The 13,880-nt window shown below is 42.2% G+C and carries 11 protein-coding genes; 4 read left to right on the top strand and 7 right to left on the bottom strand.

The window, feature by feature from the left end; translation table 11 throughout:
• Nucleotide 1: 1 nt before the first annotated feature.
• Nucleotides 2-1,249 carry an amino acid deaminase gene (locus L3V41_RS05335; RefSeq protein WP_237127284.1) on the bottom strand — a complete coding sequence of 416 codons (1,248 nt, stop codon included), beginning with the start codon at nt 1,247-1,249 and terminating at the stop codon, nt 2-4.
• A 200-nt stretch (nt 1,250-1,449) separates the two neighbouring features.
• Between L3V41_RS05335 and L3V41_RS05330 the strand changes: the two genes are divergently transcribed.
• Nucleotides 1,450-4,389: a TonB-dependent receptor gene (locus L3V41_RS05330; protein ID WP_237127283.1), complete on the top strand. Its 2,940-nt coding sequence runs from the start codon at nt 1,450-1,452 to the stop codon at nt 4,387-4,389.
• Between the two features lie 196 nt (nt 4,390-4,585).
• Entirely contained in the window at nt 4,586-6,181 is a 1,596-nt protein-coding gene (locus tag L3V41_RS05325; protein ID WP_237127282.1) for a carboxylesterase family protein, read from the top strand.
• A gap of 40 nt (nt 6,182-6,221) precedes the next feature.
• Here the strand turns inward: L3V41_RS05325 and L3V41_RS05320 are convergent, their stop codons facing one another.
• The 3 genes from L3V41_RS05320 to L3V41_RS05310 all read right to left on the bottom strand — a co-directional run bounded on the left by L3V41_RS05320 (nt 6,222) and on the right by L3V41_RS05310 (nt 8,658).
• On the bottom strand, nt 6,222-6,941 hold the full coding sequence (locus L3V41_RS05320; protein WP_237127281.1) for a Sir2 family NAD-dependent protein deacetylase: 720 nt from the start codon (nt 6,939-6,941) through the stop codon (nt 6,222-6,224).
• Nucleotides 6,938-7,960 (bottom strand): kelch repeat-containing protein, encoded by a 1,023-nt coding sequence (locus L3V41_RS05315; RefSeq protein WP_237127279.1) that lies wholly within the window; start codon nt 7,958-7,960, stop codon nt 6,938-6,940. Before L3V41_RS05315 ends, L3V41_RS05320 begins: the two co-directional genes overlap by 4 nt.
• 68 nt (nt 7,961-8,028) lie before the next feature.
• Nucleotides 8,029-8,658 carry an NAD(P)-dependent oxidoreductase gene (locus L3V41_RS05310; RefSeq protein ID WP_237127278.1) on the bottom strand — a complete coding sequence of 210 codons (630 nt, stop codon included), beginning with the start codon at nt 8,656-8,658 and terminating at the stop codon, nt 8,029-8,031.
• 102 nt (nt 8,659-8,760) lie between these two features.
• On the opposite strand from L3V41_RS05310, the gene L3V41_RS05305 reads away from it, so the two are divergent.
• Entirely contained in the window at nt 8,761-9,645 is an 885-nt protein-coding gene (locus tag L3V41_RS05305; protein WP_237127277.1) for a LysR family transcriptional regulator, read from the top strand.
• Between the two features lie 45 nt (nt 9,646-9,690).
• Complete coding sequence (locus L3V41_RS05300) at nt 9,691-9,942, top strand: TIGR03643 family protein (protein ID WP_062567696.1); 252 nt, start codon at nt 9,691-9,693, stop codon at nt 9,940-9,942.
• Nucleotides 9,943-9,944: 2 nt separating this feature from the next.
• On the opposite strand, the gene L3V41_RS05295 is transcribed toward L3V41_RS05300, so the two are convergent.
• The 3 genes from L3V41_RS05295 to L3V41_RS05285 all read right to left on the bottom strand — a co-directional run bounded on the left by L3V41_RS05295 (nt 9,945) and on the right by L3V41_RS05285 (nt 13,133).
• Nucleotides 9,945-11,261, bottom strand: a complete 1,317-nt coding sequence (locus tag L3V41_RS05295; protein WP_237127276.1) for a PAS domain-containing methyl-accepting chemotaxis protein — start codon at nt 11,259-11,261, stop codon at nt 9,945-9,947.
• Nucleotides 11,262-11,458: 197 nt separating this feature from the next.
• The gene (locus tag L3V41_RS05290; RefSeq protein ID WP_237127275.1) at nt 11,459-12,778 is read right to left on the bottom strand and encodes a PAS domain-containing methyl-accepting chemotaxis protein; all 1,320 of its coding nucleotides are present in this window, start codon (nt 12,776-12,778) and stop codon (nt 11,459-11,461) included.
• A gap of 100 nt (nt 12,779-12,878) precedes the next feature.
• Nucleotides 12,879-13,133 (bottom strand): YfhL family 4Fe-4S dicluster ferredoxin, encoded by a 255-nt coding sequence (locus L3V41_RS05285; RefSeq protein WP_062567699.1) that lies wholly within the window; start codon nt 13,131-13,133, stop codon nt 12,879-12,881.
• Nucleotides 13,134-13,880 lie beyond the last annotated feature (747 nt).

The following is a 13,880-nucleotide window of genomic DNA, read 5'->3' as shown; positions in this document are numbered from 1 at the left end:
CCTAAAAATAAGTCTCGACGACATCAACCACATTGTAGTTATCGTCTATTACGTTGATGTAGCGCCACTTATCGAATGTTAAGCACGGATGAGAGGTAGCAAAGGCTACAATGTCGCCAACACGAAGTGTGGTATCATTGGGTACTTTCATCATGGCATGCTGGTCCATCATTTTTTCTATTTTCCAATTGCTATTTGCAGCGCTTATTTGCCCTTGTTGATCAACATGAAGTGTTGGGATTGGAAACCCTGCATCAAACGCTGCATCTCGTTTACCAAAACCTATTATGGCCCTTCCTGGCTCGGGCATTGACTGCACATACGCCCAAATTTCTAAGCAAGATGTCAGCTCACTCCCCAAAGAGCATGCCAATTCATTGCGCGCTAATATTTGCTGTTGAGCTTGCTCATAAATTCCCTGATCATGAGTGACATAACAACCAGGTCGCAACACGGCTAGCATATTCTCGGTTAAATTATCTGGATGAAATGCCTCACACACTAAATCGTAGTAAGCCGACCCACCAGCGGTGATCATCACTTGCTTAGTATCAAACGCATTATCGGCGATAAGCTGTTTGCAGGTCGCAACCGCATACTCAAGAAATTGACTCACGGTAAGGGGATCGCCCAGCACACCTTCATAAACCTCTATACCCGCTAGAGCTAATGAATCGAATTTTGCTATTTCTGCGATCAACTCTGCCAATAATTGACTGTTAACCACACCACAGCGGCCATCAGGAACGCCAAGCTCAATCAGTACATGAATGGTGTGCTGAGTATTAGCAAAGTACTCACCAAGCATGCGTACGTTATCAAGGTTATCGACCAAGCAATAAAATACAATCTCATTGCTACTGAGCAAATCATCAAGCTGTTGATAGTTTGCCCGACCAATTAATTGATTTGCCATCAAAACTCGCTCAGCGCCACTCGTTACTGCTGCAACAGCTTGAGCTGTGGTTGCCACAGTAATTGCATATGCTCCAGCCGCTAATTGTTTTTTAAAGATGGCAGGTGTCATGGTTGTTTTACCATGCGGAGCAAATAACACATGGCTTTGGTTGGTATAGTCAGCCATCCAGCTAATGTTATTCAATAGGCGTGATTCATACAGACACAAACATGGCAAACTGACATCTTGCTGTGCAATGTTCCACCCTGATTTGTGAAGCTGCTGAACATTACCGAGTCCTTTATTGGCTCGGCTTACGGTTTCCAAGTTTGCAACGCTTAATTTTTTCATTCAAAAACTCTTCATATAAATCAGCTGGTTAATTACTTTTTATTAAAAACCATACAAAAAATGTGACTTATTTAATGTAATGGGTATTGCAATTTTGTTAAATCTAATGTTAATTAATAACACATCAACAGTCAATACGTGTTACAAATTAACAGAAGATAATAATTAACTTTAAAAATACAGGATGAGGAACGTTTAAAATGAAAACTAAAACCCGTCACCAACATACACTCTCGCCAAGCATAACGGCTAAGGCTGTGGCAGCTGTCATTTGTGGGCTAAGTGGCCTAAATACAGTAGCCGCACAGCAAAGTGATTTGACAAACGATGAAATAGAAACCATCGAGGTACGTGGTATTGCAGCCAGTAACAAGCAAGATATTAATAACAAACGCTTTAGTACTGGTGTGATGGATTCAATCACCGCAGAAGATATTGGTAAATTACCCGATGTGACCATTGCAGATACTCTACAACGTATACCCGGTATTCAAATTCGTCGCTCAGCAGGCGAAGGATCAACGATTAATGTTCGTGGTATGCCGCAAGTGACAACGCTGTTAAATGGCGAACAATTTTTAAGTGCAGGCTCAATTACAACACTTCAACCTGACTTCACTGACGTACCTGCTGCGCTTTTATCGGGTATTGATGTACTCAAGTCTCCGCAAGCCGATATTCTCGCTGGTGGTATTTCAGGCACATTAGATCTAAAAACTCGCCGCCCATTCGACTTAGAACAAGGCACGACTTTTTCATTTACAGGCGAAGCGACACGCGGCAGCTTATCAGAAGAAACCGATCCTAAATTAGTGGCATTTGCGGGCTATAACAATGACAAATTTGGTATTATTTTCACTGCCGCTTATGATGAAAGTACACTTGCTAACTACCGTAATGGCACGATTTTAACCTCCAACGAGATTCAAAATGAAACCTCACGAGATTTCAATGGTGATGGAGACTTAAACGACAGTTACTACAGCCAACGTTTTTATGGCGTAATGCACCGAGAAACCGAACGAGATCGCCTCGGCTTAAACACCACAGTGCAATATCAGTTGTCTGATTCACTGACTTTTACTGGTGATATATTCTATACCGACATGGATGATGCGGATCGCAAGCAAGGGATGATGGTCGATAATGCTCGCGGCGAAATTTGGGCTTATTCAGATAACTTTATACCACGCCTCGACAACGACCGTGGTGGGCAAATTTACACTGTTAACGACGCCACATTAGAAGCACGACGTGTCAGTGCTTATTCAGAAAGCTTAACCAATGATCGTGAATCAACTAACGCAAGCTTACTCTTTGAATACCAAGGAGATGGCCCTCTTTCAGGTGAGTTCAGATACATACATGGTAGTGCCGAGCGCGGTCATACCGAAAATGTAGCGCATGGTTATTTAACCTCTGGCGCACAACATGGCCTACTTAGGAACGACGGCACAGGTGCAACACCGGTTAACCCAAATGGTGTTGGCCCAGATCCTGTCATGGTTGATTTCTCTCGTACTGGCGAGTACATCACCCTAGGTTTTGAGGAAGGCTTTGGCAGCGATATCAATCAATATAACCTAGTATCAACTTACTCAGAAAATAACTTCGAAGAAGAAGCAACGCTTGATGTTGCTAGACTTGATGGCCGTTATGAATTTTCAACAGACCACCTCACTAACGTCGATTTTGGATTACGGGCATCAAAACGCGATGTCGAGCGGGAAACGTATATTTTAGTGGCACCATTTACATCTGGTGATATTACCGCTGATGTCATGTGGAAAGACTCTGGGGCCTCTTTAGGCGATACCAATGGCGATGGTGAAAACAGCGTTGCGGGTGGTGATTTAACGATTGGTCATCCCAACTATTTTAGTGATTTACCAGACGGCTGGGTAAACCAAATAAATGACTTTGGACCAGGTGGTGTAGGACAAGGGTTTTATCTTATCGATCCGAAGGTAATGGATGACCCTATGGCATTCCAAAATGCTATTTACCCAGGCAATAAACGACTGGCTAACCCATCACGCACTTACAAAGTAAAAGAGCAAACCCAATCAGCTTACTTTAAATTTAATTTTGCAGGTGAGTTGGCTGAGATGAGTTACACCGCAAATATTGGTGCGCAATACATCAAAACAGAACTCGACATGTTACAAAACCAACTCGGTTCAGCACGTCCATGTTCATTATGTACCGCGAGTGAAAAAACAGGTGAAAAATGGTTAAGTCGTGATTATTCAGACTTCTTACCATCAATGAACTTTAATTTAAACCTCACTGAAGATTTCATTCTACGTGCTGGTTACGGCAAAACAATGACAACGCTGGACATTGGTAAACTTGCAGGCGGCATCAGTGTTGGTCGTACTCGTGCTGGTGATATCCTCGCAGCTGAACTCGGTGTGAGCCCAGACTTACTCGTTGCGGTACAAGGCACGCAAAATGGTAATCCAGACTTAGAGCCTTGGCGCGCAACTAACTATAACTTATCTGCCGAGTGGTATTTTAATGAAAGTGGCTTATTAAGTATTTCTGCTTTCTTAATGGATATAGAATCATTTGTCGAAAGTGGCACTGTAATGCTAGGTCTGCCAGACATTGACGGCGTAATTCGTCGCGAAGTACCTGTAACGACCGAAATTAATGGCGAAGGTGGTGAAATCAAAGGCTTTGAAGTTACCTATCAACAAGCATTCGACTTCTTACCAGAACCTTTTGATGGTTTAGGTACATCTCTAAACTTTACCTATGCCCCAAGTGACAGCGCTAACGTCGATGTTTACGGTAAGAGCTTACCAATTCAAGACAACTCTGAAAAATCAGCTAATGCTGTTTTATGGTATGAAAAAGGCCCATTACAACTTCGCTTAGCTGCAAACTATCGTAGTGATCGTCTCGATAGCTTAAGCTCCGCTATGGGCGAAGGCGTGGTGCCATTTTGGACTAAAAGTACACTGTATTATGACATGTATGCTGGTTATGAATTTGCAGAAGACACGAGCATTTATACGTCAATCAGCAATTTAACCGAAGAAAAAGAAGATATATACGCCCAGTGGTCAGATAATGTGATCACTCAAAATATCTTTGAGCGTCGTATTACGCTAGGTATTCGTACACGCTTTTAAGCGTTAACTAAATTTGGCTCACTTCTGCCCAAGTGATAAAAGACTAACTTAGTCTTTTTAATGAACAACGCGCCGCGTGGTTTAGCCAAATACAAAACCAGTACAGACTCCCCCTTGGTGCTGTACTGGTTTTCTCGTTGTTACTGTATGAATATGTTAATATTATAAGCCTAACCAGTTCTACCTAGGCTATGTGATGACATCTCGTTTTTTTAACTCTATGCTGTGTGCTTCTGTATTACTAAGCTCAGCTCTTTTTTTACAAGGCTGCCAAGAGCAACCTAAAAGTAACAATATCAAAGTCGATGGTGGATTAATCCAAGGACAGCAACAAGGTCGCGTAATAACTTATAAAGGCATTCCTTATGCAGCTCCCCCTGTCGGTGATTTACGCTGGCGAGCACCGCAGCCTGTGCCAAAATGGCAAGATGTGAAAGTGCTTAGCAATTACGCCCCTGACTGTATGCAAAAACCATTTGCTGGCGATGCTGCACCGCTTACAACAACGCCATCGGAAGACTGCCTTTATTTAAATGTATTTAAACCCACTAAACACAGCGATACTCCTTACCCTGTTGTAGTATGGATACACGGTGGTGGCTTTGTAAATGGTGGCGCATCTCCCGCTGTTTACTCAGGCGAAAGCTTTGCTAAACAAGGCGTTATTTTTGTTAGCTTTAATTATCGATTAGGCCGATTTGGCTTTTTTGCCCACCCTGCTCTTACTCGTTTTGAAAACGATGCACTGGGCAACTACGCATTAATGGATCAAATTGCCGCCCTTGAGTGGGTAAAACAAAATATCGCTCAATTTGGTGGTGATGCTTCTAAAGTGACACTTATGGGTGAATCTGCTGGTGGCGCATCGGTGCATGCAATGATGCAAACCCCTGCTGCCAATGGCTTATTCCAACAAGCGATTATTATGTCAGCCGGCGGACGAGAGCTATTTAAGCAGTTGCCGCTTAAGAGTGATGACAACACTGTATTAAGTGCCGAAAAAATTGGCGAAAACTTTGCCAAGCAACACACCATTTTAGGCAGTGATGAAAATGCCCTTGCGGCGCTACGTGAGTTACCTGCACAAGACGTGGTTGATAACCTCAATCTGAGCACATTAAACCGACAAAATAATGATCAGTCTACTTACGTTGGCGGGCCAATTATTGATGGCACAATCATCAATTCGGCCACTGAAGCGCGCTTGAGTAAAGGCACATTTAGCCATGTTGCAACCATGGTTGGCACCACAGATATGGATTTAGGCTTTGCTAATTTTGCTTCAAAAGAGGCGCTATTCGCAAGTTTTGCTCCGCACAGTACACAAGCAAAAATGACTTACGATGCAAATGGCAAAACACCATTACCTTTACTCAATTACCAAGTAGGTCAAGATGCTTTAATGCAAGAGCCAGCAAGGTTCGTTGCAAAACGTGTGACAGATATGGGTAATGATGCCTTTTTATATCGTTTTGGTTATGTTGCACAAACCTTAGATAAACCTGGTGCAGAGCACGCCAGCGAAATCCCGTACTTTTTTAATACTGTGGCAGCTAAATATGGGCATGTCACCACCGAGCAAGATAAGCAAGCCGCTAAAATAATGCACCGTTATGTGACTAATTTTATTAAATTAGGCACACCAAATGGCCCAGGTTTACCAACATGGCAAGCATATAAAAATGATGAATCTTTTATACTGCAAATGAGCAAGTCTGGGACTGCAGAATTTTTACCTGATCCCTTACAAGCGCGCTTAAACATCACAGCAACAAAAGCTGAACAGCAGTAATATAAAATAAATAAGGCGCTTAATATAAGCGCCTTATTTTTTACCCTTGCTGCTGCACATACTCAAGCGCAGTCATCTTGTGGTAGGTTACATTAGGATGAAATACGTGAGTAGGATCGGGATCAACCACGTCAATTGGTGTGCCTTGGCTGCGTGCAATATCAAGTGCCATTTGCGTAATATTGACGCTAAACGAGGTGCCGATAAACACGATTTTATCGGCATCGAGCATACGTTGTTGCGCCTCAGAAATTCGATAAAGTTCAGTGTAGTATTCATCAAATAACAATACGTAAGGCTTAAACGATTCGTTAAGCTTGGGGCTTTCATTACTGATATTGAACACCTCAAGCAATGAGTTGTGTAGATTGTCTTCGTTGACCTTATCCCACGGTGCGTTAAACGCCATTACATCGTCACCTTGGTGGTGAAACAGTGTCATTTGATCTAAGCGACCATGAATAGCAATAAAATCGGTGTTACCTGCTTTGCCATCAAGACCATCTATATTTTGCGTAATGAGATTTTTATCACTCAACCAATGATGTACCTCATTGGGACCGTGATGCCGATACGTTGCAAAACGATGATAGTACCAAGCTAGAAACTCGCGGGGATTGTTTTCGTACATAGCACGGGTTGCCATTTCCATCGGCGTGTAATTTTTGCTACCAATGGTCCAAAAGCCATCTTCGCCACGAAAGGTCGGTATACCGCTAGCGGCACTCACTCCCGCCCCAGTAATATAGAGTGTATTCATAAAGAAAGGGCCACCTTGTAACCAAGTACATCGGCTGTCACTTGTTGATTATTGTCCATACCACCAAGACGATACAAACTTCCTTGGTGCTCTAATAAACCTCGATGATCCATGCTCGCAGTATCGGCTTTTGGCATCACTTGCCACGTGTTTTTATTAACATCAAAGCGCCAAACATGATCACTCGCTGGCGCGGGTTTACCGTCGTATCCCATGCCATTGTAGTTATATGGGTTATCGGAGCCGCCGATCATATAAATGTCGCCATTAAAACTGGTTGCAGCCATACGGTAATGGGCCACACCTGTTGGATGTGGCACGGTACGCCAATCTATTTTTAATGGGTTATTTGCATCAATCGTGCCTTTTAAACACTGTGCAGCCGCAGCAAAAGAACGACGCTTATCTGCGTTCGCCCGTGTTTTTACACCATCACACACCAAAATTGTGCTACCACTAATTGCCGCCGCTTGGCCAAACACCGGTTGACCTAAAAAGGGCGAAGCCTGTTGCCAAGTATCTGTTTGCGTATCATACACTTGTACAAGGTTAACATTGCCATCGTTATGCCAACCACTGACTAAATAGATATAACGCTGCTTATATGAAAGCGCCACACTGTCATCCACCGGCACAGGCATACTGGCAAGTTGCGTATATGAATTAGAGCGCACATCATAGCGATATACATCGGGTGTAGAGATTTCTTGATGATCGGCGCTAACGGTATAGCCACCAAATACATAGGCATGTTGACCAACACCCACTGCGGTACTCGCTAAACGACCAGTAAGGGGCAATGTACTTGGCACCGCTTTAGCCGCTTGCCACGCGTTATCGCCCACTTTGAGTACCCATACTTTATTGTGAACATCATTGTGTGCTTTGCCTGCCCCCAAGCCCATAAAGCTTAAAAAGTAGGCGTGTTCATCAATAACAACTTTGGCTACAGCGTTGTTGGCAACGGGCTCAGGTAAGGCGGGTATGGTTGCAAGTGCAACAGAAAATAGCAGGCTCATAAAATAAATAGATAACTTAACACATCGCTTAAGAATACCACTTTATGAGCCTGAAGAAAGACTCGTTATTAGTAAGCAATACTAATGCGTTGATTTAAATGTGCTGCCGACTGTGCTTCATCAAGCATTGCTTTTGCATAATCGGTGACTGATATTTTGCTTTCGCCGTTTGCATCAGTAAAAAAGCTATCGCCACCGACACGGTATGGACCTTCTGACTCACCAGGGTAAATAACCGCAGCGGGTGACACAAATGTCCATGGTGTGTCTGTTGTTGATGCTCTAAATACATCAAGTGCATCACCTTGAGCAATGGCTTCTGCTTTGTATTCAGCAGGAAAATCAGGGCTTGATACCAGTGTTACACCGGGTGCCACTTCTAAGCTACCAGCACCGCCCACCCATAAAATACGTGTGCCAGTACCTGCAAGCGCGTTTAGTAATTGCTTTGCTGTGTTTGCCACAATTTCATGGTTACCTAAAGCACGCCCCCCAATTGCAGCAATAACAACATCGCTCCCCGCTGCTGCGCTTGCGATATCATCGTTTGTTAAATCAAATTCAGTCACAGTAACGTTATCTTGGGTTACTTTACCTGCGTCTCTAACTAATGCATTTACTTGATGACCACGTGCGATTGCTTCTGAAGTAATGTGACTGCCAATCCAACCAGTTGCGCCAATAACTGCTAATTTCATGAGGAATGCTCCGTTGTTTGTTTCAATGATTGCAGTTTACTTGTTCACTAATTACTGATAAACACACTATATAGATACACATTGTTTCAGTTTAAGATACCAATGGACAAACTCAATTCAATTACTAGCTTTGTCGAAGTTGCCCGTACAGGCAGCTTTACTCAGGCCGCTGAACATTTAGGCTTAAGCCGGTTACAAGTTTCTAGGCATATTCAAGATATTGAAAAGTGGCTAAATTTAAGGTTATTTCATCGCACAACACGAAAAGTAAGTTTAACAATTCAAGGAGAAGAAGCCCTTAGCTACTGCCAGCAAATACTAACTCAAGTGTCTGATTTACAAAGCCGTGCACACAGCCATAACAATGAATTGGTGGGGACTATTCGCGTTGCCTCCCCTATTGGGCTTGGCCAACATAAACTGTTTGATGCCATTGAAGTGTTTACCAAACGCCATCCACAGACGCGATTTGAGCTGTTACTTTCAGATAGTTTATCGCAGCTTGTTGATGACCGCGTTGATATCGCTTTGCGTTACATTCATCAGCCAGATGAAGGGCTCATTGCCCGCAAGCTCATGTATATCGCAACCGCTGTGTGTGCATCACACGATTATTTAGCTGCAAACCCACCAATTAATGAACCGAGTGACTTAACTGCACACAATTGCCTTATTCATAACAAACACAACATTTGGCAATTTCAACGCGGTGACAACACACAAAAAGTCACTGTTAAAGGCAACATTGTTGCCAACGATATGGGCGTACTTCTAAAAGCAGCAAAACAAGGCATGGGGGTTGCTCACCTACCTTGTGACCTTGCTAATGACTATTTGGCATCGGGAGAGCTTGTTAAAGTACTGCCAGAGCATACAACTATAGGCTCTCACTTATGGGCAGTGTATTTATCACGTAACTTCCAACAAAATGTGGTCAGAGCGTTCATCGACTTTTTAGCAGAGCACTGGCAACAGGATATCTTATAATCTAAATCTGCTGCAAATACGTATAGGCTATAAAAAGGAGCCGTAATGCAGCATTTAGATCATGAAATATCTCGTATTATAGAAATGGCGTGGGAAGACAGAACCCCATTCGAAGCGATAAACCGACAGTTTGGCTTAAATGAAAAAAGCGTTATCGCGTTAATGCGTGAGCAATTAACAAACTCAAGTTTTAAACTTTGGCGAAAACGCGTATCTGGGAGGCAAAGTAAACATATAAAACTTCGCCACCCTGATATTCTACGTGGTTATTGCAAAACTCAATATAAGCACAGGTAACATTATTTAAGTTGGTCAGCAAACTGACCAACAGCATCCACCACTTTTTGCGCGCCGTTTTGAATGTCACTCATCACTTTTCCAGATTCAGTTGCAAGGCTGTAACCTTGCTCAGCTTTACTTTTTCCTTGCTCAATTACCTCTACCGTATTTTGCGTCAGCGCTCTGTTTTGCTGTACAACATCAACTATCTCAACAGTCGCTTTCGAGGTACGCGAAGCTAACTGTCTTACTTCGTCGGCAACAACTGCAAAGCCCCTGCCTTGCTCACCCGCCCTTGCAGCCTCTATTGCTGCATTAAGCGCAAGTAAATTAGTTTGATCTGCGATACTGCTAATGCTTTGTACAATATTAGCTATATGCTGAGATTGCTTATCAAGTGCTGCTATTTCCGTTGCTGCTTGCTCCATTTTTTTTGCAAGTTCATCCATAACATTCACCATATCGCCTAACACCTCAGCCCCCTGATGAGCAATTTGGTCAGTTTCTGTCGAGGTACTATAGGCAATCTCAGCAGCTTGAGAGACTGCCATTTCACGATTAACTTGCTCTGTAATGACTGTTGCAAATTTTACGATTTTATAAAGCTCCCCTTGCTCACAAAAAACGGGGTTATAGCTTGCCTCAAGCCACACAGGTTCACCATATTTATTAATTCGTTTAAAGCGAGACGCAATAAACTCGCCCTTTTGAAGCTTTTTCCAAAAATCGGCGTAGTCTGCTGAGTTTGCCTCCTCGGGCTCGCAAAATATACTGTGATGCTTTCCCACTATTTCTTGTTTTGCGTAGCCCACACCTTGTAAAAACTGTTCATTCGCAGTAATTACATGGCCAGATAAATCAAACTCAATCACTGCCATTGAGCGATGAATCGCTTTTACTAAATCTTGGTTTTCTCTTGATGTTTCTATAGTTCGGGTAAGTGCACTGGCATGCAAAGTGAACTGCTGGAACTGCTGCTGTCTATTGATAACCGGATGCAAAATAACCCGTAACCACGCCTGTTCATTGTGGGCATTTACAAGCTGTACAGCACCGACCCATGCCTCTTTATCATCAAGCGCTTTTTTAAAGCTCTGGTAATGACGGGTCGTTCTTGCCAGTTCAGGCACTAAACTAAGAAGTGATTTGCCTACCAGTTGATTTTTCTCATAACCTAGTTCAACTGTTGCTTGCTCATTCAGTGACAAGATATGTGCATTTTTATCTAGTTCTAAAGTAAGCATTTTACTATCGAGCGTATTTTTTACTTGTGAAACAGTAAACAACTCATCGTCTAATTCAGTAACTTTATTCTTTAATGATTGACTAAAAAACATGGGACTCTTCACGTTAAGGTAAGAAAAAAATACACCTTGGTCTGATGTATAGGCGCGCACATAGCAAAATAGTATATGCATGCTTACTTTAACGTATTCGTTACAGTAAAGTCCCTATTTTTGCGATAATAGGAAAATTCTTAAGACGAAATAAGAATTAACTTAACAATTTGAATATAAATGAGAAAAACACATCTTTAACTTGTTAGTTGATTAGCAAACTGCCCAACGGCATCGACAACCTCCTGCGCTCCTTGCTGAATATCTTCCATGACTTTTCCTGATTCATTCGCTAATACTTGCCCCTGTTCAGCCTTAACTTTACCTTGCTCTATCACTCGCACGGTATTTTGCGTAAGAGACTGATTGTCTTTTACGACATCAACAATTTCTTCTGTTGCTTTAGACGTACGAGACGCCAATTGCCTGACTTCATCAGCTACAACAGCAAAGCCACGCCCTTGCTCTCCGGCACGAGCAGCTTCAATCGCGGCATTTAAAGCCAATAAATTGGTTTGTTCAGCAATACTACTAATACTTTGCACAATATTGGCTATTTGTTGTGATTGCTTATCAAGCGCTGCGATTTCCTGTGCGGCCTGCTCCATTTGCTGCGCAAGCTCATCCATCACAGCCATAGTGCTTTGTAAAACGTGTGCACCTTGTTTGGCGAGCTTGTCTGTTTCTGTTGAGGTGCCATAAGCAATTTCTGCTGCTTGAGAAATAGCATGCTCACGGTTCACTTGATCAGTAATGACAGTGGCAAACTTCATTACCTTATACAACTCACCAAAATCATTCGTAATAGGGTTATAAGACGCTTCAAGCCATACGTCATTGCCATAGCGGTCCACTCGTTTAAAACGCTCAGCAATAAATTCCCCCCGTCTGAGGCGCTGCCAAAATGCTTCATATTCTGCGGAGTTAGCGACCTCGGGCTCACAAAACATACTGTGATGTTTACCTACAATATCGTCTTTTTTATAACCCATAGCCGCTAAGAAAGGCTCATTTGCATTAAGCACAACCCCTTCTAGATCAAACTCAATAACGGCCATTGAACGGTAGATAGCATTAATAACATCCCGTTGCTCGCGAGAGCTGGCAATGGCATCAGTTAACACAGTGCCATAAATCGCAAAATAATCCAGCTCACCTCCTGCGGTATGAACTGGGTGAGCAATTAAACGTAACCATTCGAGCTTGCCATCGAATCGAGCTATTTGTAGATGACCGACGCCATGCTCTTGACAGTCAATTGCGCGTTTTAACGCTATAAATTGATCACTACTTTTAGATTGAGGTGTAACTATGTTTTCAAAAGGAGAGTTGATTAGCTGCTCAAGAGAGAAACCTAATTCATCTAGAAAGTTTTGGTTAATATAAGCCATATCCCCATCAGCATTAAGCCTAAGAACCAACATTTCTTCATCAATGCCTGCTGTTAGATCTTTAAGCGGGTAGAGCTCTGCTTTTAATGCTGCAATTTCAGCTTCTAAAGACTTACCAAACCACATAACACACCTTAATTAATAACGTATTGTTGTTCCTAGAATTGTAGAACAATTAACGCAAGGTGCTACTTTAAAACCATTAAAAAGAATGAGTGTACAATGACTAAGACGTTTGAGAAGTGAGTTTGACGTACTTATCAGCAAGTTCATCGAGTGATTCTCGATGATTTGGATCAGGTTTAATGCAATCAATAGGGCAAACACTCACGCAAGTCGGATTATCGTAATGGCCAACACACTCAGTGCATTTATTAGGATCGATTTGATAAATCTTCGCGCCCATATAAATAGCCTCATTCGGACACTCAGGATCGCACATATCACAGTTAATACATTTGTTATTGATGAGTAATGCCATGACACACCTTTAAGCACGATAATGAGTATTGCCATTAAAATCCACATTATGGATTTCGGACGCGACGAAATTGCAGCCGCGTAATATAGATTGCAGCGAATGAAATTTCCTTGATCTAGATCAACCTTAGAAGTACCAAGGGTTTTCTTCGGCCGATGTTCTAGAGTTACTGCATCAGCGATTATTTACCGAGCTAAATTGTTTGAAGAGGAAGTAAGATGCTTTTTATGGAAGCTAAACAGATTTTTAGTGGCTGCAACAGTTATTAGGAGGTAACTCGTTTCTGCCCAAAAATGAGTTAACGTAATTACTCTATAGGTCACCTTTGAGCTATCAGATACAGTGATTCACCTATTGATATTGGCTCTACTCCATAATCTGATATTGCACTAACTTTTATGTTGGTGATGACATAAATAACAGTATTAATATACAGTTTTGTTGTTGTGCTCCCATATTCAAGAAAATGAGAGATTAGCGCATTTTCTTTTTCTGAATACATTTAGTGTCAATAAAAATATTATAGTTGGCAATGCATTACGTTATTTGTTAAAAATAGATTTATTAATACATGCGCGTAACATCGGCAGAAAGATGCGCGACGAGCGCACTATAAAATTGTTAGGCGTAAAGAATGAATCGAGGACAATTTTCAAATAGTGTTTATGAATTCCACAATAGGTTGGCTTGTGCACAGCACGCCGATTTTGACTTATTTGAAAATGTTATAACGAGTTTAGAATTATA

Source organism: Pseudoalteromonas sp. L21 (assembly GCF_021728035.1).
Lineage (GTDB): Bacteria > Pseudomonadota > Gammaproteobacteria > Enterobacterales > Alteromonadaceae > Pseudoalteromonas > Pseudoalteromonas arabiensis.
Note: the sequence above shows the minus strand (reverse complement) of the source record. Positions and strands in the feature narration are given on the sequence as shown.